Origin of the sequence: Actinospongiicola halichondriae, from assembly GCF_049103745.1 — a bacterium.
In the GTDB taxonomy this organism is placed as follows: Bacteria; Actinomycetota; Acidimicrobiia; order Acidimicrobiales; family Salinilacustritrichaceae; genus Salinilacustrithrix; species Salinilacustrithrix halichondriae.
This window is the reverse complement of record NZ_CP171622.1, coordinates 2,208,260-2,227,628: the sequence shown is the minus strand read 5'-3', so window position 1 is coordinate 2,227,628 and position 19,369 is coordinate 2,208,260. Positions and strand designations below refer to the sequence as shown.

The 19,369-nt window shown below is 68.1% G+C and carries 21 protein-coding genes; 10 read left to right on the top strand and 11 right to left on the bottom strand.

Annotation, left to right across the window (positions count from 1 at the left end; all coding sequences use genetic code 11):
* Positions 1-107 precede the first annotated feature (107 nt).
* From ung to hemW, 9 genes are all read left to right on the top strand, one after another.
* A complete protein-coding gene (gene ung, locus AB8619_RS11040; RefSeq protein ID WP_436792689.1) occupies positions 108-767 on the top strand; it encodes a uracil-DNA glycosylase in 660 nt (219 codons plus the stop codon).
* Entirely contained in the window at positions 764-2,299 is a 1,536-nt protein-coding gene (locus AB8619_RS11035) for an ATP-dependent DNA ligase (RefSeq protein ID WP_436792688.1), read from the top strand. Before ung ends, AB8619_RS11035 begins: the two co-directional genes overlap by 4 nt.
* A gap of 13 nt (positions 2,300-2,312) precedes the next feature.
* On the top strand, positions 2,313-3,521 hold the full coding sequence (locus AB8619_RS11030) for an amidohydrolase family protein (protein ID WP_436792687.1): 1,209 nt from the start codon (positions 2,313-2,315) through the stop codon (positions 3,519-3,521).
* A gap of 42 nt (positions 3,522-3,563) precedes the next feature.
* Positions 3,564-4,913, top strand: a complete 1,350-nt coding sequence (locus AB8619_RS11025) for a cryptochrome/photolyase family protein (protein WP_436792686.1) — start codon at positions 3,564-3,566, stop codon at positions 4,911-4,913.
* A gap of 63 nt (positions 4,914-4,976) precedes the next feature.
* The gene (hrcA, locus tag AB8619_RS11020; protein WP_436792685.1) at positions 4,977-5,984 is read left to right on the top strand and encodes a heat-inducible transcriptional repressor HrcA; all 1,008 of its coding nucleotides are present in this window, start codon (positions 4,977-4,979) and stop codon (positions 5,982-5,984) included.
* Position 5,985: 1 nt separating this feature from the next.
* Entirely contained in the window at positions 5,986-7,110 is a 1,125-nt protein-coding gene (dnaJ, locus tag AB8619_RS11015) for a molecular chaperone DnaJ (RefSeq protein ID WP_436792684.1), read from the top strand.
* 13 nt (positions 7,111-7,123) lie between these two features.
* Positions 7,124-7,843 (top strand): RsmE family RNA methyltransferase, encoded by a 720-nt coding sequence (locus tag AB8619_RS11010; protein ID WP_436792683.1) that lies wholly within the window; start codon positions 7,124-7,126, stop codon positions 7,841-7,843.
* 84 nt (positions 7,844-7,927) lie between these two features.
* The gene (locus tag AB8619_RS11005; RefSeq protein WP_436792682.1) at positions 7,928-8,467 is read left to right on the top strand and encodes a transcriptional regulator; all 540 of its coding nucleotides are present in this window, start codon (positions 7,928-7,930) and stop codon (positions 8,465-8,467) included.
* A gap of 30 nt (positions 8,468-8,497) precedes the next feature.
* Positions 8,498-9,574, top strand: a complete 1,077-nt coding sequence (gene hemW, locus AB8619_RS11000; RefSeq protein ID WP_436792681.1) for a radical SAM family heme chaperone HemW — start codon at positions 8,498-8,500, stop codon at positions 9,572-9,574.
* Between the two features lie 3 nt (positions 9,575-9,577).
* Here hemW and AB8619_RS10995 read toward each other — a convergent pair whose 3' ends face one another.
* The 9 genes from AB8619_RS10995 to AB8619_RS10955 form a co-directional block, all read right to left on the bottom strand.
* Positions 9,578-10,312, bottom strand: coding sequence for a LysM peptidoglycan-binding domain-containing protein (locus AB8619_RS10995; RefSeq protein WP_436792680.1), 735 nt, complete (start codon positions 10,310-10,312; stop codon positions 9,578-9,580).
* Between the two features lies 1 nt (position 10,313).
* Positions 10,314-11,915, bottom strand: a complete 1,602-nt coding sequence (locus tag AB8619_RS10990; protein ID WP_436792679.1) for a hypothetical protein — start codon at positions 11,913-11,915, stop codon at positions 10,314-10,316.
* A gap of 308 nt (positions 11,916-12,223) precedes the next feature.
* On the bottom strand, positions 12,224-12,613 hold the full coding sequence (locus AB8619_RS10985) for a hypothetical protein (RefSeq protein WP_436792678.1): 390 nt from the start codon (positions 12,611-12,613) through the stop codon (positions 12,224-12,226).
* 32 nt (positions 12,614-12,645) lie between these two features.
* Positions 12,646-13,119 carry a hypothetical protein gene (locus tag AB8619_RS10980; protein WP_436792677.1) on the bottom strand — a complete coding sequence of 158 codons (474 nt, stop codon included), beginning with the start codon at positions 13,117-13,119 and terminating at the stop codon, positions 12,646-12,648.
* Positions 13,116-13,556 carry a hypothetical protein gene (locus AB8619_RS10975; RefSeq protein WP_436792676.1) on the bottom strand — a complete coding sequence of 147 codons (441 nt, stop codon included), beginning with the start codon at positions 13,554-13,556 and terminating at the stop codon, positions 13,116-13,118. Before AB8619_RS10975 ends, AB8619_RS10980 begins: the two co-directional genes overlap by 4 nt.
* Before the next feature lie 3 nt (positions 13,557-13,559).
* Complete coding sequence (locus tag AB8619_RS10970; RefSeq protein WP_436792675.1) at positions 13,560-13,778, bottom strand: hypothetical protein; 219 nt, start codon at positions 13,776-13,778, stop codon at positions 13,560-13,562.
* Between the two features lie 32 nt (positions 13,779-13,810).
* Positions 13,811-14,725, bottom strand: coding sequence for a type II secretion system F family protein (locus AB8619_RS10965; RefSeq protein ID WP_436792674.1), 915 nt, complete (start codon positions 14,723-14,725; stop codon positions 13,811-13,813).
* Entirely contained in the window at positions 14,722-15,606 is an 885-nt protein-coding gene (locus AB8619_RS10960; protein ID WP_436792673.1) for a type II secretion system F family protein, read from the bottom strand. Before AB8619_RS10960 ends, AB8619_RS10965 begins: the two co-directional genes overlap by 4 nt.
* Positions 15,606-16,505 carry an ATPase, T2SS/T4P/T4SS family gene (locus AB8619_RS10955; RefSeq protein WP_436792672.1) on the bottom strand — a complete coding sequence of 300 codons (900 nt, stop codon included), beginning with the start codon at positions 16,503-16,505 and terminating at the stop codon, positions 15,606-15,608. Before AB8619_RS10955 ends, AB8619_RS10960 begins: the two co-directional genes overlap by 1 nt.
* Between AB8619_RS10955 and AB8619_RS10950 the strand changes: the two genes are divergently transcribed.
* Entirely contained in the window at positions 16,504-17,934 is a 1,431-nt protein-coding gene (locus AB8619_RS10950) for a recombinase family protein (protein ID WP_436792671.1), read from the top strand. The two genes, AB8619_RS10955 and AB8619_RS10950, sit on opposite strands and share 2 nt — an antisense overlap.
* Here the strand turns inward: AB8619_RS10950 and AB8619_RS10945 are convergent.
* Together AB8619_RS10945 and AB8619_RS10940 are read right to left on the bottom strand one after the other, a co-directional pair.
* Positions 17,921-18,637 (bottom strand): hypothetical protein, encoded by a 717-nt coding sequence (locus tag AB8619_RS10945; RefSeq protein ID WP_436792670.1) that lies wholly within the window; start codon positions 18,635-18,637, stop codon positions 17,921-17,923. The two genes, AB8619_RS10950 and AB8619_RS10945, sit on opposite strands and share 14 nt — an antisense overlap.
* Positions 18,634-19,341: a hypothetical protein gene (locus AB8619_RS10940; protein WP_436792669.1), complete on the bottom strand. Its 708-nt coding sequence runs from the start codon at positions 19,339-19,341 to the stop codon at positions 18,634-18,636. Before AB8619_RS10940 ends, AB8619_RS10945 begins: the two co-directional genes overlap by 4 nt.
* Between the last annotated feature and the right edge of the window lie 28 nt (positions 19,342-19,369).

Genomic DNA, 19,369 nt, shown 5'->3' with positions numbered 1-19,369 from the left:
TGGAGCTCCCGGGGGCGATTCCACACCCACCGTGACGAGAGCACACGATTCGGAGGCAGCGTGTCGCTGCGACCTGGGTACAGTCCGAGCCTCGTGGAGGCCCGGCGATGACCACCGACTGGAACCCGCTGCTGCGCGATCAGTTCGACGAGGACTACTGGCGCGAGCTCCAGACCTTCGTCCGGGCCGAGCGTGAGCGCCACACGGTCTATCCGCCCCACGACGACGTGTTCGCCGCCCTCCACCTCACCCCGCACGCTGCGGTGAAGGTGCTGATCCTCGGCCAGGACCCGTACCACGGGCAGGGCCAGGCGCACGGCCTGTGCTTCTCGGTGCAGGAGGGCGTCGACAAGCCGCCGTCGCTGACCAATGTCCTCGCCGAACTGGAATCGGACCTCGGATGTGCTCCTCCGGCTCACGGCAACCTCGAGCACTGGGCGCGGCAGGGGGTGCTCCTGCTCAATGCGACCTTGACCGTCCGGGCGCGTGAAGCGGCGTCGCATCAGCGCAAGGGCTGGGAGACCTTCACCGACCGGGTGATCGAGGTGGTGAACGACAAGCCGGAGCGGGTCGTGTTCGTGCTCTGGGGTGCTTCGGCACGGAGGAAGAAGGCGTTGGTCGACTCCTCGCGCCACACGATCATCGAGTCGCCGCACCCCTCGCCGTTGTCGGCCCATCGGGGGTTCTTCGGCTCCAAGCCGTTCAGCCGGGCGAACGAGGCGCTGCTCGCCGCCGGTCGCGAACCGGTGGACTGGTGCATCCCGTGACGTTGCTCGCCGACGTCGTCGCGGCGTCGGATGCCGTTGCCGCGACCCGGAAGCGCAACGAGAAGAAGGCTGCCCTGGCCGACCTGTTCGCACGACTCGCGGCCGACGAGATCGAGGTCGTCGTCGGGTTCCTGACCGGCGAGGTCCGACAGGGTCGCATCGGGATCGGCTGGCGGACGATCGCCGGCCTCGGCGTCGACCCGGCGATCGACCGTCCTCCGGCGTTGACCGTACGCGAGGTCGACGAGACCATCGACCGACTGGCAGGAACGACGGGTCCGGGATCCCAGGGTCGGCGGAACGAGATCCTGTCCGAACTCTTCGGCCGGGCGAGCGCTGCCGAGGTCGACTTCCTGGGTCGGTTGTTCGTCGGCGAGATGCGGACCGGGGCGCTGGCCGGGGTGGTGACGGATGCGATCGCGGTCGCGTCGGGGGTGAAGCTGGCGACGGTCCGCCGCGCGGCGATGCTCGCCGGCGCTCTCGGAGTCGTCGCTCGTCTGGCCCTGACCGAGGGCACGGACGCCGTTGCTGCCGTGGGTCTCGAACCGCTCCGCGTGGTGCAGCCGATGTTGGCGTCGACGAGTGAGTCGGTGGCGGCGGCGCTCGACGAGGTGGGCGAGGCGAGTGTCGAGTGGAAGCTCGACGGCGCCCGGATCCAGGTGCATCGCTCGGGCGACGAGGTACGGATCTACACGCGGAACCTGAACGACGTCACCGACCGACTGCCCGAGATCGTCGCCGCCGTCCGAGCGTTCGACGCCCACGCCTTCGTCCTCGACGGCGAGGTCCTCGGGTTCCTGGGGCCCGAGGAGAGCCCACAGGCGTTCCAGGACACGATGAGCCGGTTCGGTCGTGACGACGCGACGACCAACCCGACACGTCTGGTGCCGCATTTCTTCGACGTCCTGCACCTCGACGGCGTCGACCAGATCGACGAGCCGTTGCGCGTCCGCCGCGAGCGTCTCGAGGCGTTGGTCGGGCCGCACCTGATCCCGGGGACGATCACCGCCGACGCCGACGCGGGCCGGTCGGTGCTCGACGAGGCGCTCACCCGGGGTCACGAGGGAGTCATGGTCAAGGCCGCCGACGGTCTCTACGAGGCCGGCCGTCGTGGGAAGTCGTGGCGCAAGGTCAAGCCGGTCCACACGCTCGACCTCGTGGTCCTCGGCGTCGAGTGGGGGAGCGGCCGCCGGCGCGGGCGGCTCTCGAACATCCACATGGGGGCCCGGGACGTCGAGACCGGCGAACTGGTCATGGTCGGCAAGACCTTCAAGGGCATGACCGACGAGATGCTCGAGTGGCAGACGGAGCGGTTCCAGCAACTCCGAACCGGCGAAGACGGCCACGTCGTGTGGGTGCGGCCCGAGCAGGTGGTGGAGGTGGCGGTCGACGGTGCCCAGTCGTCGACCCGGTATCCCGGAGGTGTCGCGCTGCGGTTCGCCCGGGTGCGTCGATATCGCGACGACAAGGACGCGGCCGATGCCGACACCCTCGCGGCCGTACGTGCCCTTCTCCCCGGCGAGAGGATCTGACACCCTGTCAGACATGACCCTCATGGGAGATGCGCCCACCATCGTCGACACGCTGGGCTACCGACCCTTCGACGCCGACAATCACTACTACGAGGCTGTCGACTGCATCACCCGTCACCTCGATCCGCGGCATGCGACACGCGTGTTCCAGTGGTCACAGATCGACGGGCGCAGCTATCCGGTGCTCGGAGGCAAGGTCTTCCGTGGTGTCAAGAACGCCACCTTCGATCCCGTCGCCTTCCCCGGCGTGTTGGCCGACTACTTCCGTGGCAACCCGAACGGCGACGACCCGCTCGAGTTGCTGAGCCGCCACGAACCGATCCGTGCCGAGTACCGCGAACGCGATGCCCGGCTCGCCGCCATGGATGCGCACGGCCTCGACGCGGTGTGGCTCTTCCCGACGCTGGGGATGATCTACGAGGACCCGCTCAAGCACGATCCGGAGGCGGTCACGCTCCTGTTCACCGCGTTCAACCGCTGGTTGGAGGAGGACTGGGGATTCTCGTACCAGGATCGCATCTTCGCCGGGCCCTACATCCCGCTGGTCGACGTCGAGTGGGCCTGCGCCGAACTCGAGTGGGCGCTCGACCACGACGCTCGGACGATCGTGATGCGTCCTGCAGCACCGACGACGGTCGACGGCGTGAAGAGCCCCACCGACCCCTGCTTCGATCCGTTCTGGGCGCGGGTGAACGAGTCGGGCGTCACCGTCGTCGTCCACGCCGGCGACTCGGGGTACACCAGCCACGGCTACGCCCGCGATGGCTTCACCACCGACTTCTCGGGCATCCCGCAGCCCATGCGGATGCTCCAACTCGAACGGCCGATCGAGGACTTCCTGTCGGCCCTCGTCGCCGACAACCTCTTCCACCGCTTCCCGAACCTCCGGGTGGCCAGCGTCGAGAACGGCAGCAAGTACCTGCCGGGGCTGTTCGAGCGGCTGAAGGTGCTGAACGGGAAGATGGCCGGCTGGTTCCCCGAGGACCCGGTGGAGACCTTCCGCCGCCACATCTGGATCAATCCGTTCTGGGAGGACCACGTCGACGACGTGCTCGCCTGCATGGGGCCCGACCGCGTGATCTTCGGGAGCGACTGGCCCCACATCGAGGCGCTGCCCGAGCCGCTGCAGTACGTCGCCGAGGTCGAGCATCTGGCCCCGGTCGATCAGGTGAAGATCCTCCGCGACAACGTGCTCGAGCTGAACGAGCGGCGCCCGATCTGACCGGAGGAGCTGACCGGTGACCGGACGGGGCATGGAGACACCATGACCACGGCCATCCTCTGGTTCCGGCGCGACCTCCGTCTCTCGGACAACCCTGCGCTCGTCGAGGCGATCGCGTCCGCCGACGACGTGGTCGGCGTGTTCTGCCTCGACCAGCGGCTCCTCGCGTCGGCCGGTGCCACCCGTCGGGCCTTCCTCCACGACTCGCTCCGCTCCCTGCACGAGTCGATGGACGGCGCCCTCGTCGTGCGCTCCGGGGACCCCGTCGAGGTGATCCCGTCGCTGGCGGTCGAGGTCGACGCCGCCTCGGTGCACGTCGCGGCCGACTTCGGCCCGTACGGACGACGTCGGGACGACGTCGTCGCCGACGCAGTGGCGTCGGCCGACATCGAGTTCGTTCGGACCGGGAGCCCCTATGCCGTGGATCCTGGATCGATCTTCACCAAGGCGGGGACGCCCTATCGCGTGTTCACCCCGTTCTCACGCGTGTGGCGCGACCACGGATGGGACGATCCGGTCCGGCGTCCGTCAGCGATCCCGTGGCGGCGGGCCGAGTCGGAGTCGATTCCGACATCGCCCGACACCGGCGACGTCGAGTTGCCCGCGGCGGGGGAGGACGAGGCCCACCGTCGGCTCGATCGGTTCCTCCGCTCGTGGGTCGACCGATACGACGACGACCGCGACCGACCCGATCGCGATGCGACTTCACGGCTGTCGCCCGACCTCAAGTGGGGAGCCGTCCACCCTCGTCAGATCCTGGCGAGGCTGGGCTCGAGCGCCGGCGAACGGACCTTCGCCACCGAGTTGTGCTGGCGCGACTTCTACGCCGATGTCCTCTTCCACGACCCGGACTCGGCTCGCACCTCGATGAACGAGCGGGTCGGGTCGATGCCGTGGGACACCGGCGAGGGCGCCGACGAGTCGTTCGAGGCCTGGGCCACTGGCCAGACCGGGTACCCGATCGTCGACGCCGGCATGCGACAGCTCCTCGCCGAGGGTTGGATGCACAACCGGGTCCGGATGCTGGTGGCCAGCTTCCTGGTCAAGGACCTGCACCTCGACTGGCGTCGGGGCGCCCGCTGGTTCATGCAGCACCTGGTCGACGGCGATCTTGCGTCGAACCAGCACGGCTGGCAGTGGACCGCAGGCACGGGGACCGATGCCGCTCCGTACTTCCGGATCTTCAACCCCACCGTGCAGGCCGAGCGTTTCGACCCCGACGGCGACTACGTGCGGCGGTACGTCGCAGAACTCGCCGATGTCGCCGGCGGCGCCGTGCACCGACCGTGGGAACTCGACGGCGGTCCTCCGGCCGGATACCCGCTGCCGATCGTGGATCACGCCGAAGAACGCGACGAGTCACTCCGGCGCTACCAGGCCACCGGTTCCTGAGGTCCATTGGCACTCGGTAACATCGACTGCCAACGAAAGCGACGTCCTCTGGGAGGTGACTCGATGCTCGACGACCGCAAAGCCGCCATCCTCCGCGCCGTGGTGCAGGAGTACATCGAGACCGCGCAGCCCGTCGGCTCCGGTCGCATCGCCGATGCCGACGGCGTCGACGTGAGTTCCGCCACCATCCGCAACGAGATGGCGACGCTCGAGACCGAGGGCTACCTCGTGCAGCCCCACACCAGCGCCGGTCGCATCCCCACCGAGAAGGGCTATCGCTACTTCGTCGACACGATCGGCTCGCCCGGGGCGCTGCGCGGCGACCACGCTCGGCAGGTCAGCTCGTTCTTCCGTGCGGCCCACGGCGAGATCGAGGAGATGCTCGAAGCGACCTCACGCCTGTTGTCGGGCATCACCGACTGGACTGGTGTGGTCGTCCCGCCGCCGTCGACCGAGACGCCGCTCCGCTCGATCCACCTGGTCCAACTCGCTCCGCAGCACGTCCTGGCCGTCTCCGTCTACGGCGACGGCTCGATCGACAAGCACACACTCGACGTCGACGTGGAGGTCACCGAGGAGCAGGTCGCTGCCGCGTCGGCCCACCTGTCGGCCCAGATGATCGGCAGCATCCGCGGATCGGAACCGTCGTCCGTCTCGTCGTCGGGTGACGCGGTGATCGACCGCGTCGCAGCGTCGGTGCTCGGCGCGCTCGGCGCGTCGAACGAACCTGCGGCGCCGACCGACGTCTTCGTCGGCGGGGCATCGCGCGTCGCTTCGGCGTTCGACGCGGTCGAGACCGTCCAGGCGGTGCTCCACGTGCTCGAACAGCAGCTCGTCGTGGTGACCCTCCTGCGCGATGTCGTCGACCGGGGCCTCCAGGTCGCCATCGGTTCGGAGACCGGCATGGAGACCCTGGCCAATGCGGCGCTCGTCGTCGCCCCCTACACCGTCGACGGTGAGCGGGCCGGCTCGATCGGGGTGCTCGGCCCGGCACGCATGGACTACCGCGAGGCCATGGCGGCCGTCGCCGCGGTGAGCAACCGGCTCGAGACCCGACTGATCGAAGGCTGAGATGGCGGACTTCTACGAACTGTTGCAGGTGTCGCGCGATGCGTCGGCCGACGAGATCAAGAAGGCGTACCGCCGCCGCGCTCGCGAACTCCACCCCGACGCCAATCCTGGCGACGACGCGGCCGAGCAGGAGTTCAAGGAACTCGCGCGTGCCTACGAGACGCTCCGGGATCCGGAACGTCGGGCGCGCTACGACCGCTTCGGCGACACCGGCAACGGGAACGGAAACGGAGGGGGTGGCGACCCGTTCGGGTTCGGCGGTGGCGTGGGCGACATCTTCGACGCCTTCTTCGGCGACCAGAGTCCCTTCGGAGGCGGCCGGCGCCGCCCGAGCGGGCCTCCCCGTGGCCCCGACCTCGAGACGACAGCCGATCTCGACTTCATCGAGGCCGTCTTCGGTGCACAGCACAAGGTCGAGGTCCGGACCGCGGTCCCGTGCGAGACCTGCGACGCGACCGGCGCCAAGTCGGACTCCGGTCCGACGACGTGTGGTGACTGTGGCGGTGCCGGCCAGGTTCGGCAGGTGCGACAGTCGCTCCTCGGCCAGATGGTCACGACCGGGGCGTGTCCCCGCTGCAACGGCGCTGGTGTGGTCATCGAGGACCCGTGCGACGACTGCGAGGGAGACGGACGTCGTCTCGAGGACAAGACCTACACCGTCGACATCCCGCCCGGGGTCGACGCCGGTTCCACCCTCCGGCTCCAGGGCCGGGGCGCGGTCGGGCCTCGCGGCGGCGCGGCCGGCGACCTCTACGTCAACTTCCGGGTCCGGACCCACGAGCGTTTCACCCGCGACGGCGTCGATCTCCACGCCGACCTCCACATCCCGGTCACGCAGGCGATGCTCGGCGCCGACCTCGAGTTCGAGACCCTCGACGGGATCGAGACGATCACGGTGCCGCCGGCGACGCCGACGGGTCACACCTTCCGCTTCCGTGGGAAGGGCGTGCCGGTCGTCAACCGGTCCGGCCGTGGCGACCTCCATGTCCACGTGGTGATCGACCTGCCCCACGACCTCGACGAAGAGCAGGAACAGCTCGTCCGTCGTCTGGCCGAGCTGCGCGAGGAGCCGGTCGGCACCGAGGCACGAGGGTTCTTCTCCAAGCTGCGTACCGCCTTCCAGTGAGGGCGTCTCGGGCGTGAGCACCCGACCGCCGGCCAAGGCTGCGGCGCACGTGGTCGTCGCCGACGTGGAGCGCCCGGAGCTCGACGACGACGCGGCACACCACCTCTTCCGCGTCCGTCGGTTGACGGCGGGGACCGAGTGCACGGTGACCGACGGCAAGGGTCGCTGGCGTCCGTGCCGGTTGACGGCGGACGGCCTGGACGTCGACGGCGAGGTGGTGGCGGTCGAGCGGCCGAGTCCACCGATCACCATCGCCTTCGCGCTCACGAAGTCCGACAAGCCCGAGGTCGTGGTCCAGAAGCTGACCGAGCTCGGCGTCGACCGGATCGTGCCCTTCCGTGCCGATCACAGCGTCGTGCGGTGGGACGACCGCAAGGCGGCGACCCAGCGTGCACGGTGGCAGGCGATCGCGCGTGGCGCGGTCGAACAGTCACGTGGCGTGTGGCTGCCCGAGGTCGACGCCGTCACCGACGTCGTGGCCGTCGCTGCGCTGGGCGCATCTCGACTGGATCGGGGCGGATCGGGCCCGTCGCTCGCGCGGAGCGTGCTGGCCGTGGGCCCGGAAGGAGGGTGGAGCGACGCAGAGCGGGATCAACTGCCCTCCGTGGTCGAAATCGCCGCCAACGTGCTGCGAGCGGAAACCGCAGCCCTCACCGCTGGTGGAATTTTGTGCGCTCTCCGTAGTGGTTTGGTCCAAGAATGGGGGAAAACCTCCACGGAGCGTGGAAAATAGGCCGAATCGGCCACCACGGGGCGTGTTCTGTCACCGGAAGTGCACGTACGTTTGCCACAGGCGGACGACGCAGAAGGACCCCTGATGGCCGACGTGGCAGCACCCGAAGACACCCTCGATGACGAGGAACGTGACTACAGCCGCCGTGTCGGCGAGCGTTTGCGTGCCATCCGTCGTCAGAAGCGGCAGAGCCTCCACGACGTCGAGGCCCGCTCCGAGCAGGAGTTCAAGGCGTCGGTCCTCGGTGCGTACGAGCGGGGCGAGCGGTCGATCTCCGTGCCCCGACTGCAGCGTCTGGCCGGGTACTACGACGTCCCCGTCGACCAGCTCCTCCCTGCGGAGGACAATGCCGAGATCATCGACCTGACCGACCGTGCGCTCGCCCGCCAGGCCGAGACGCAGCTCGTGCTCGACCTCCAGACGCTGGGCGACATGGGCGGCGCCGAGGGCGCGATGCTCAACCGCTACGTCCGGACGATCCAGATCCAGCGGCAGGACTTCAACGGCCGGATGCTGACGATCCGTCGCGACGACGTGCGGGCCATCGCCTGCATCCTCGGCGTGTCGACCGATCGCACGCTCGACCGCCTCGACCAACTGGGACTCTGCAGCGTCCCTGCGTGATCCGGGTCCCGGCCTGCGAGGCTGGTCCCGATGTCCGACTCCACCGCAGCCTCCGGCGTCTACGTCCACATCCCGTTCTGTTCGTCGCGGTGTGACTACTGCGCCTTCGCGACCTGGACCGACCGCCACCACCTGACCGGTGACTACCTCGACGCGGTGGCCACCGAGATCGACCGGGCCGTGGCCGACGGCATGCCGGCCGCCACGTCGATCTTCGTCGGTGGGGGGACGCCAAGCCTCGTACCCGCCGACGCCCTCGTCGCCGTCCTCGACCACATCCCTCGCACCGCCGACGTCGAGGTCACGGTCGAGGCCAACCCCGATGCCGTCACCGCCGAGTCGCTCCGGACCTACCGCGCCGGCGGGGTCACCCGGATGTCGTTCGGTGTGCAGTCGATGGCGCCGGAGGTGCTGCTCTCGTTGGGGCGGACCCACGATCCCGACAACGTCCGCCGTGCGGTGGCGTGGACGAAGGACGCAGGTTTCGAGACCTTCAACCTCGACCTGATCATGGGCGCGGCCGCCGAGTCGGACGAGGCGTGGGCGCGGACGCTGTCCGAGGTGGTGGCGCTGGAGCCGACGCACATCTCGGCCTACTCGCTCACGATCGAGCCAGGGACCCCGCTGGCTGACGACGAGTCACGGCATCCCGACGACGACGACCAGGCGACCAAGTACCTGCACACGGTCGAGGCGCTGGGGTCGGCCGGCTACGACTGGTACGAGGTGTCGAACTGGGCGCTGCCGGGACACGAGTGCCGACACAACCGTCTGTACTGGGACGCCGGCGACTACCTGGGATTCGGCTGTGCGGCGCACAGTCATCGCGACGGCCGCCGCTGGTGGAACCTCCGGACGCCCGAGCGCTACATCGAGGCGGTGCGCTCCGGTGACACGACCGAAGCCACGGGCGAGACGCTCGACCCCGAGACCCGCCGCATCGAGGCGCTGCAACTCGCACTGCGGACCCGTGGCGGCGTGCCCGTCGCCGCCCTCGACCTCGACGATCCGGTGCTCGAGGGTCTGGTCGCGGTGGTGGCCGACCGGGCGGTCCTGACCCCCGAGGGTCGGCTGCTGGCCAACGAGGTCGCCATCCGCCTGCGCTGAGGGCTACGGGGTTGGGGTCTCGAAGACCTGACCCGGGTGGATGAGGTCGGCGTCGTCGGGATCGACGAGACGGTGACGGTTGGCGTCGATCAGTGCTCGCCAGTACGGGTCGATCTCGGCATCGTCGGGCGTGCGGCCGAGCGCCGCAGCGAGGACGTCGGTCGCGATCGACCACAGCGACTCGCCCTCGCTCACCGTCCACGTGTCGCTCGCGCCGGAGACGATCGTCGGCGCTGCTGGTGGGCTGGCGACGACGGTGACGGGAACCATCCGGGCCGTGCCGTCAGCCGTGTTGTCGTGCGGGGCGTCCTCCCCGCGTAGTGGCTGCATCACCGCACCGGCCGTGGCTGCATGCTCGGGTTCGCTCGTCGCCGCGCCGACGGCGGTCGCGGCGACGAGACCGAGCCCGAGGCCTCCTCGGACGAGTCGTGTCGCGCCGGGGACGGCGAGCGCATCGGCCAATGACGCGACGCCGCCGGAACGGAGGGCCGTCGCGAGTGCGACGAGCGTGGAGAGTCCGAGCAGGTACCAGGCGGTCAGTTCGGCGACGAAGCGGACCAGCGCGATGGCCGCTGCCGCCGGTTCGCGGCCGTCGGTCCATGTGCCCAGCGCGTCGAGCGACGTGAGCGGTGGGGGAGCGAGGTCGCCCGTAGCGGCGAGACGGAGGGCGACGATCGCTGCGACCAGCAGTGCGATCCAGGCGAGGGTCCGCCCGACCCGCTGGTCCGCACCGGCCACGTCAGGGAGCGACGACGATCTCGTCGCCGGTGGCCGTGGTGACCACGACGTCCGGGCAGGCGCTGTCGTCGCCGGTGCCGATCGACACGGCGTCTTCGACGACGGCCGTGGCCGCCACCTCGATCGCCTCGTCGAGACTCCATCCGGGGAAGGCGAAGACCTCGCCGCTCTCGGGTCGCAGCACGACCGGAGTGGCGATCCCGTCGCAGTCACTGTCAGCGATGACCACGAGGTCGCCGACCCGCCCGAGTTCCACGTCGACGTCGCCGACCGTGGCGACACGACCGGTCAGCTGCACGTCGTCGGGGCAGCCGTCGCCGTCGCCGTCGGGACCGGCGAGCGCGACGTCAGTGCATCCCGCAGGGAGCGGGGGCGGCGTCGTGGGGCGGCCGTCCGTCCCGTCAGGGGTCTCGGTGATGGTCGTGGTCGTCGCCGGGTCGGGCGCTGCCGAGGCGGACTCGGCGCCGAAGGGGTCCACGGCCCGAGCGATGACCGAGCCGGCGATCGCACCGAGGACGAGGAGCACGGTGGCGACCGCGATCAGCAGCCGTCGACTGGGCCCGCTGCCGACGTCGGTCGGGTCGGCGTCGCCCGGGCGGATCTGGATCGACGGCGGGCGCAGGCGGATCGGTTCGGGACCATCCGACACGGCGGTGGCGGGCACGATGTCGGCGGCCTCTGGTTCCGGGAGATCGGGGTCGAGCGAGCAGTCGGGTGCGGCATCGGGGCGCACTTCGGGCTCGAGGCCCAACGCCATCGCGAGCTCGCGGTCGAAGTCTGTGACCGTCTGGTGGTCGGGTTCCGTCGGGTCGTCTGGTTCGGTCTGGTCGGGTTCCGTGTCGGTCGGTGCTGTCGCGTCGAACTCGGGTCCCTCGTCCTCATCGTCGGCGGAGTCGTTCCCGAGTGCGATCTCGGCTTCGACTTCGGGCGCCTCCTCCTCGGCGGCCATCGCGGCACGAAGGGCGGCGATGATGGGGTCGGCGTCCTCGCCATCGACAGGGGTGGCGGCGTCGGGGTCCGGCGATGCCAACGACTCGAGCACGGCGTACGGGTCGCGGGGTGCAGCCGGGTTCCGTTCGATGTCGTCGTCGGGAGCGACTTCGTCGTCGACGGCGAGGAACGACAGGTCGAAGTCCGTCCAGCCCAAGTCGTCGGTGGGGTCGATGTCGTGGGGGATCTCGGCGAAGCCGCCGGGGCCGGGAGCGCCGGCGTCGTCGCCGGGAGGGACCGGGAGGGTGAGTCCCGGGAGCGCGTCACCGATGGCCGTCGCCAACTGGTGGGCCGAGGGCCGCTGGGCGGCTTCGGTGCGCTGCGCGCTTGCTGCCGCGGTCCGGAACGCGGCCATGGCACGCCGACGACGCGTGCCGGCGCGCACGCCCCGGTGGGCCGGGCTCCACAGCGCGTCGGCGCCGTCGTCGAGCAGCCGGTTGAGCATCGCTCCGAGTGCGGCGACGTCGGCACTCATCTCCGAGGCGTCGCCGTCGCCGGCCTCGCCGAAGCCGATCAGGTGCGGGCGGCCACGCTCGCTCACGGCGACGTGGTCGGCGTCGAGACGACGGTGGACGATTCCCTGGCGATGCAACGCATCGACGATCTCGGCCACGGCGCGCACCGAGCGCGGCGGCATGGTCCGGGGCGATGGCGCCGAGGCGGGCGAGGGGACTTCCGCAGTGGCGGAGCCGCAGGACCGAGTCGGTCGCGTCGATGACCTCGACCACGCCGGGATGGGCCGCCCGCCGGAGCACGGCGGCCTCGTCGGCGAGTCGCAGGCGGTCCGCGTCGGTGTCTGCTTCCTTGACGACCTCGAGGCCGTCGGGCCCACGTTCGGTGCGAACGGCGATCACCATCGGGTCCACCATACTGAAATCGATCGAAATGCATCAAGACGACGCGTGGATGTGGATCGGCGGTTCACGGTCTCCGAGTCTGGCCCCCCGCCCGCGCCGTCATGCGGATGGCTTCGTCGGCGTCGCGGCCGAATGCTTGGACCAAGAGGTGGTCGATCTCGATCTCGACCGTCACGGAGACGACGCCGTCGTCGATCGACGTCGCCACCAGGCGGAGGTCGTGGATGCCGGCGGCGTCGATCGCGTCGGCAGCGATGGCCTCGACCCGGGTGGGGTCGTAGACGATGTCGCCGGTGCGTCGTGCGACGTCGGGGTCGAAGCCGGCTCCGGCAGCGTCGTTGGCCGCGTCGAACGCGACGTTGTAGGCCTGGCGTTGCCCCAGGTAGACGATCGCCGAGTCGATGGCGATGGCCCCCAACAAGAGGACGATCAGCACTGCTGCGGGCATGAGCATGAGCACCGACCCTCGGGTGGAACGACGCGTCGTCATCGGATGCAGTCCGCTCGTCCGTCGACGCCCGAGCGTGTCGGGTCGATCAGCTCGGAGTGTGTGGCGACGATGGCGAACGGTCGACCGAATCCGCCGATGAACGGGATCCGGACCGCGGGGACCTCGGTCGACACGGTGACCTCGATCCGCTGGCATCGGGTCAGCACGGCGGCGTCGGGCCGGAGCACCACGTCGGCAGGACCGGGCCGGCCGTGGTCGTCGAGGGTCTGGAGTGCGACATCGGTGGCGCCGGCACGGATGGTCGCGACGTCGACGTCGGACCGCGCCGACTCGACGACGTAGCGGGTCGCCTCCCGGGCCGCGGCGTCGGCCGCGAACTTCGCGTCGACGACACCCCAGATGTTGGTGAGCAGCAGCGCGCCGGTGATGAACACCAGCAAGCCGAAGGGGAGCACCTCGATCCCGGCGACCTGACCACGGTCGCCACGGCGCCGGGCGTCGGCGATCACGGAGCGTCCGCCGGGTCGATCTGCAACTCCTCGAGGCGGGCGCGCATCGTGCGCTCGAACGACGTCGGGCTCCCGGGGATCCATCGGGCGGGCAGCAGCGTCGGGAGGGATGCTTCGACGTGCACGGCCACGGTGTCGTCCTGTCCGTCGGCGTCGACGTCGACGAGCAGGAAGTCGAACGTCGCGTCGTCGGCGTAGTCGCCGAGTCGTCGGTGCGCCTCGTCCTCGTAGTACGCCCGTCGCTCGGGAGACAGGGCGCCAGGGCCCTCGTTGGCCGCCTGCTGCGCGAGATCGGTGGCCACCGCGGTCACCGTCGTGCGTACGTAGAGGCCGAACAGCAGTTGCACCGTGAAGAGCAGGAAGATCAGGAACACGGTGAAGCCGAACGTCGTCCCGAAGACGCCGGTGGCACGGTCGCCTCGTCGGGCGACCGACATCGGTCAGCCGCCGGGCTGGGTGTCGGTGTCGCTGCCGATGATCTCCACCTGGTCCTGGGTGTTGGCCGACGTGTCCTTCCAGATGGCGTTGAAGCTGATCCACATCGCAGCGCCGAGGAATGCCATCACCAGGACGGCGATGGCCGTCGAGATCACCCCCTCGCCTCGATCGGATCGAGCCAGGTGCGACCTGGGTCGGGTGCGGATGGTGGAGGTGGACATGGTTGCTCCTTCTCGTTGAACGGTTGGCGTGGTCACGACGACACGCCGAATGCCTGGAGTGCCTGGATGAAGGGGATGGCGATGAAGATCGCTCCGGGGACGAGAGCGGCGACGGTCACGGGGATCCAGACCTGCTGGCTGCGTCGCTCGATCTGTTCGATGAGCTCGCGCTGGACCTCGCGGCGGATCGACCGGGCTTCCTCGGCGATGAGCCGGCCGAGGTCGCCGGCCTCGCGGTTGAGGGCCAGGACCGCCACGAGACGGGTGAGCGCGTCGAGGTCCGCTGTCGCCGCCCATTCGCGCAACGCCTCCCGCTCGCCGACGCCTTGGCGGATCCGGGCCACGACCCGGCGCAGGTCCTGGCCGCTCACGCCCTGTCCACGACCCGCGAGTCGTTGCAGGGCAGAGCCGAGCGAGAAGCCGGCGGACAGCAGCATTCCGAGCTGTTCGGAGACGACGGGGAGCTCGAGGAAGAGCCGTCGCTTGCGCCGATCGGACTCGGTCGCCAGCTGCTGCTCGATCAGGAGGAACGAGAGGAGCGGACCGCCGACGAGGAACAGCAGGGCAGCGAGCGGAGGGGGCCGGATCGCGGCGATGGCGAGCACGCCCCCGACGAGCCCGACCGCCGACCACCCCAACTGGCGAACTCGGAACCCGGTGGGGTCGAGGGGCGAGTGGATGCGGTCGAGTCGGACGGCGAGTTCCTCGTCGACGCCGAGCAGTCGGGAGATGCGTTCGCCGACCGTTCGCGCGAGCGGGGCGACGACCTCGGCGAAGGACTCGACCGACAGCACGCCCGGCCCGGAACCGGTCGATGCGAGGCCGCCGGGCTCGTAGGGCCGGAGGCGATCAGCGAGCGAACGTCGGGCGAACCACCGCCCCTGACTCAACGCAAGGGTGGCGCCGACCCAGAAGACCATCCCGCTGAGGGCCACGATACGGATCATTCGAAGAACACCCGCTCCTCCTCCGGGACGCGCAGGATCCGTCCGGCCCACGCCCAGCAGGCGATGACCATCAGGACGGCGACGAGCGTGAGGAACTGGCCGGTGGCCGAACGGAAGGCGCTACGGCCGTCGCCCACGGACATCCCGGCCACGGCCATCCCGAAGGGCACGAACAACACGAACCGGCGGGCGAATCGTGCGCCAGCCTGTTTGGCGCGTGCGTCCTTGCGACCTTGGGTGTCCTGGATGCGGTCTTCGGCGAGCGCCTCCAACCGGCGGTCGAGGTCGCTGCCGCCGACGGTGTGCGCCACGAGCAGCGTCTCGCATGTGGCATCTGCGGTCGGATCGGCGAGGCCGCCCTTGAGGACCGTGAGCGTGCGTTCGAAGTCGGTCGAGATCAGCCATTCCCGATGGGCTGCATCGAACGCACCCCGCATCTCGTCGGGCGCTCGCGTCCCGACCTCGAAGAGCGCCTGCGGGATCGACCGTCCGAGCGACGCCGTGAGGATCCGGATCTCCTCGATGAGTCGGGGCCACGCGTCCTGTGCGGCGGCGCGCCGGTTCGCTCGCCGGACCCGGAACGAAGCCAGCGGGAAGGTCGCGGCGAACACGCCCACGGCCAGTGCCGGCACGATCGCTCCGAAGACCGCATAGGTCATCGCGGTGCCGGCGACGAACAGGGACGCCATCACGGCGACGAAGTCGCGGAGACGGATCTCGCTGAGTCCGGCCTGCACCAACCACTCGTCGACACCAGCGCTCCGGCGCACGCCACGCCGGACCGACGGCGCCAGTCGCACTCCCCGCCACTCGAACACCAGCGCCGTGTAGGCGTAGTAGACGCCGATGGCAGCCAGGGCGGGGAGCGCGAGTGCGGGCATCAGCGCAACCGTCGCTCGACCAGGTCTCGGACGTCGGAGAGGTCAGGGTCGTCGGATGGCGAGGTGGGGGGTCTGGCATCGCGGCCGTCGGACGAGGAGGCTCGGGTGGACTGTTCGGGCACCCCGAGGAGGTCGCGTAGATCGAAGCCGACGCCCTCGAGGGCCGATGCCGCTCGGCCCGGGAGCAGGCCGGTCCACTCCAGCGGCTGGCCGACCCGTGGCCGGCGGAACAGGTCGGTCACCGTGAACTGGGTGGAGTCGAACCCGGCGGCCTGGTCCTCGACCGCGAGGATCTCGGTGACCCGCGGCCCGTGAGCGTCGCGCTCGCAGTGGACGACGATGTCGATCGACTCCGACACCAGGCTGTTCAGTGCGGACATGGGGATCTCGCTCGAGGTGTCTGCCAACTGGCAGATGAACCGGAGACGCGAGAGCGCCTGCCGACACGATCCCGCGTGGATCGTCGTGAATCCCTTGACCCCGGACGACAGCGTCAGCAGGAGCGGCAGCGCTTCGCGGTCGCGCACCTCGCCGACGATGGCGACGTCGGGCGCCATGCGAAGGAAGCCGGCCACGAGGCGTCGGAGGTCGACGGCGGGCCGGTCGGCGCGAGCGGCACGCGTCTGCATCGACGCGACGTTGGGCAGGGGCACGTCGGCCTCGAAGACCTCCTCGGCGACGACGATCCGCAACGACGGATCGAGCTCCGCGGCGGTGCACGACATGATCGTGGTCTTGCCGGAGCCCGGCGCTCCGGCGAACACCACGGTGAGCTTGGCTCGGGCGCAGGCGCGGAGGAACTCGGCCGCACGCGTGGTGAGCATGTCGCGATCGACGAGTTGCTCGAGCTCGCGGAAGGCGACGCCGGTCACCTTGCGTCTTAGTACCATTGCCGTCATGCGGATCACCAAGTCACCACGGGCTGCCATCTACTGCCGGATCTCCCAGGAGGATGCTGACGATCCTTCCCAGAGTCCTGAGCGTCAGCTTGAAGATTGCCAGGAACGCGCAGAACGTGACGGATACACCGTTGTAGCCACCTACACCGATCGTGACCTGAGCGCCTATCAGAACAAGGTGAAGCGTCCTGAGTGGCAAGCCCTGCTGTCAGAGATTGAGGCAGGCAAGGTGGATGTCCTCATCGTCTGGAAGTCGGATCGTGCCATGAGGTCTGTCTTGGACTTCGCTGCCTTGCTGAAGTTCCTGCTGGATCACGATTGCCAACTAGTCAGCTGCACCGAGCAGATCGACACGTCAACGCCTATGGGTAAGGGCTTCGCTCTCATGCTGGCGACGATGGCCGAACAGGAGTCAGCGAACATCTCGGTACGGGTGAAGCGCGCTCTGAAGGGTCGTGCCGAACGTGGCCAGCATCGTGGCAAGCGGACCTTTGGCTACACGGCTGACATGGAGGTCGTGCCAGAGGAAGCCGATGTCCTGCGGCAGATGGCAGAGCGCGTCTCGCTGGGTCACTCCTATCGCTCCATTGCCAAGTGGCTCAACGATGAGCTTGGCCTCTCTGGAGCGCGTGGAGCGGCATGGACTGCACAGGCCATCAAGTCAACCCTCCGTCGTCCTGCCTTGGCCGGCTGGCTGGAATACAACGGCACCAAGACCAAGGGTGATTGGGAGTCGATCCTCGATCAAGACACTTGGGCGCAACTTCAAGACATCGTGTCCGTGAAGCGAGACAAGGTGTCTCCCCATCGTGGCGACTACCTCCTGACGGGCTTCGCTCGCTGTGGTGACTGCGGGAGGAAGATGTACGCCAAGACCCATGCCAAGAACGGACTCAAGTACGTCTGCATCGGCAACCAGGCCACCAACGCCGATGAGCGTTGCTCTCGATCAGTGGTCGCCAAAGGCCTGGAGGGTCACGTAGAGAAGGAGCTTGTAGCTCATTGGGCTTCCAAGAACGCTGAATCGCGCTCTACGGCTCCAGAGTCGTCTGCTGATACCGAGAGGTTGAAAGCTGAGATTGACGCTCTCCAGGTCAAGCTGGACGACATGGTGCGCGCCTACTACGGCATGGATACCGACAAGGACGCCAGCCTCTCTGACGAGATGTACGCCGAACTGTCTGACGGCATGAGAAATAAACTAAATGATCTTCAGAATGAGTTGTTGGCAGCGACAGAGCCGGCCTTGGCAGCTGGCTTGGCATCGAACATCACCGACCCTGAGAAGCTGGCAGAGGTCTGGGAAGGTCTGACTGTCGCCAGCCAGCGTCAGATCCTGGCTGAGTACGTAGAGCGGGTTGACATAGCGCCATCGGCCAAACGTGGTCCGATCTTCGATACCGGAAGGGTCAAGATCAGCTTTCACTGAGCAGATGGCTCACGACAGCATCTATCTCTGTCGTTGTCAGAGCGTCGTTGGTGAAGATGGCTGCACCATAGAAGTCTGCGTGGAACTGATAGCAGATCCTCATAGTGGCGTTGTCGGTGATGTCAACCTCTCCCGTAAGTGTTGTGTCACTGTTGTAGAGAACTCCATCTCTGTAGTGCCTGATCGTCGTAGGGTCGTATCTGACGCCTGCAAGAGCGATTGGGTCTGAGCCTCCTGCTCTGAGTTGTGACGTTGCGAATACTGTGCCAACGTCGGTGCCATCACCGAGGTACGAATAGCTGCGGTAGGCCAAGGCTCCTGTCGTTGTGTTGCGCCAGAGGCCATAGCCATTGGGATAGGCGTTGCTAGTTCCCATGATCTGTCGGTACGTGGATTGGTCAGACAAGGGATTGATGACAGCAATGATGGTGTATGGGCCTGTCGTGATATTCGCTACGGCAGTGGCAGTGGTGAGGCTTGTTGATGAGCCGCCATCTAGACGGATTCTTGCCGGATCTGACTGAACTGTCGTAGTGCCGTTTCGTGTGAGGTTGTATCCGTTTCCTGTTTCATCGGAAATGACGCCTGAGCCGCCGTATTGCGTGACACGCCAGAGCGCTGTGGCCTTGGCCAAGAGGCTTGGTAGCTCCACTCCACCGATGACTCCAACCTCACTGGCTCCTATGCCGTCTAGAAGCGTCATGACGATAGGACGATGTAGAGGTCGCCGTCGTTGCCGTTGGTGACGTTGACTCCTGCCTCACCTGGATTGGTCCCATTGTCAAAGACCCAGATATGCACGTCATCGGTATGGCCAGTGACCCTCGATGCTGAGAGGTTCGTACCTGCCATCACGTATCGGACGCCTGCTACGTCGGCATGTACGTGGTCTGCTCTGGCAGCGTCTGTGGCTTCTCCAGGGTCTGCCGTTGCTCCTACTGGCTCTGGGTCACTGTCCGATAGCTCTGCATCTGCTCCCGGCAATCCCTGGATGCCTTGGTCACCCTGGATGCCCTGCGGACCTTGGATGCCCTGTTCACCTTGGATGCCCTGCGGACCTGCGAAGGTGACTGCCACTGACCCTGAGCCTGTCGTGATGGTGAGAGACGTAGAGCTTGCCTGCTGTCTTGCTGCCGTCGTAGAGACAACCTCTCCGTAGATGACGGTAGAGCCACCTGTCTGACCGATGGCCAGGAGGTAGACGCCTTCTGTGGTTGGGATCGTCAGGTCAATCGTGAGGTCGTCATCGTCAACAGAGATGTCGTCCACTGCGGTACCACCGATGGTGGCGAACCATGAACCTGATAGCTCACCCTCTGGGAAGGTGAGAGTGAGAGTGTGCTCATTGCCGGGATAGCCAGCGATGGTTAGGTCTGTAGCTCTTAGGTCTAGGGTCGTGTCGCTCATTTCTGTCGGTGTCTCCTAATGGTTTAGA

What these genes read in the sequence shown, in the direction of transcription:
- hemW (WP_436792681.1), top strand. Translation starts at nt 8,498, where the DNA reads ATGTCCGACTCCACCGCAGCCTCCGGCGTCTACGTCCACATCCCGTTC.
- AB8619_RS10940 (WP_436792669.1), bottom strand. Translation starts at nt 19,341, where the DNA reads ATGAGCGACACGACCCTAGACCTAAGAGCTACAGACCTAACCATCGCT.
- AB8619_RS10945 (WP_436792670.1), bottom strand. Translation starts at nt 18,637, where the DNA reads ATGACGCTTCTAGACGGCATAGGAGCCAGTGAGGTTGGAGTCATCGGT.
- hrcA (WP_436792685.1), top strand. Translation starts at nt 4,977, where the DNA reads ATGCTCGACGACCGCAAAGCCGCCATCCTCCGCGCCGTGGTGCAGGAG.
- AB8619_RS11005 (WP_436792682.1), top strand. Translation starts at nt 7,928, where the DNA reads ATGGCCGACGTGGCAGCACCCGAAGACACCCTCGATGACGAGGAACGT.
- AB8619_RS10950 (WP_436792671.1), top strand. Translation starts at nt 16,504, where the DNA reads ATGCGGATCACCAAGTCACCACGGGCTGCCATCTACTGCCGGATCTCC.
- dnaJ (WP_436792684.1), top strand. Translation starts at nt 5,986, where the DNA reads ATGGCGGACTTCTACGAACTGTTGCAGGTGTCGCGCGATGCGTCGGCC.
- AB8619_RS10985 (WP_436792678.1), bottom strand. Translation starts at nt 12,613, where the DNA reads ATGCTCATGCCCGCAGCAGTGCTGATCGTCCTCTTGTTGGGGGCCATC.
- AB8619_RS11030 (WP_436792687.1), top strand. Translation starts at nt 2,313, where the DNA reads ATGACCCTCATGGGAGATGCGCCCACCATCGTCGACACGCTGGGCTAC.
- AB8619_RS10955 (WP_436792672.1), bottom strand. Translation starts at nt 16,505, where the DNA reads ATGACGGCAATGGTACTAAGACGCAAGGTGACCGGCGTCGCCTTCCGC.
- ung (WP_436792689.1), top strand. Translation starts at nt 108, where the DNA reads ATGACCACCGACTGGAACCCGCTGCTGCGCGATCAGTTCGACGAGGAC.
- AB8619_RS10960 (WP_436792673.1), bottom strand. Translation starts at nt 15,606, where the DNA reads ATGCCCGCACTCGCGCTCCCCGCCCTGGCTGCCATCGGCGTCTACTAC.
- AB8619_RS10970 (WP_436792675.1), bottom strand. Translation starts at nt 13,778, where the DNA reads ATGTCCACCTCCACCATCCGCACCCGACCCAGGTCGCACCTGGCTCGA.
- AB8619_RS10965 (WP_436792674.1), bottom strand. Translation starts at nt 14,725, where the DNA reads ATGATCCGTATCGTGGCCCTCAGCGGGATGGTCTTCTGGGTCGGCGCC.
- AB8619_RS11025 (WP_436792686.1), top strand. Translation starts at nt 3,564, where the DNA reads ATGACCACGGCCATCCTCTGGTTCCGGCGCGACCTCCGTCTCTCGGAC.
- AB8619_RS10975 (WP_436792676.1), bottom strand. Translation starts at nt 13,556, where the DNA reads ATGTCGGTCGCCCGACGAGGCGACCGTGCCACCGGCGTCTTCGGGACG.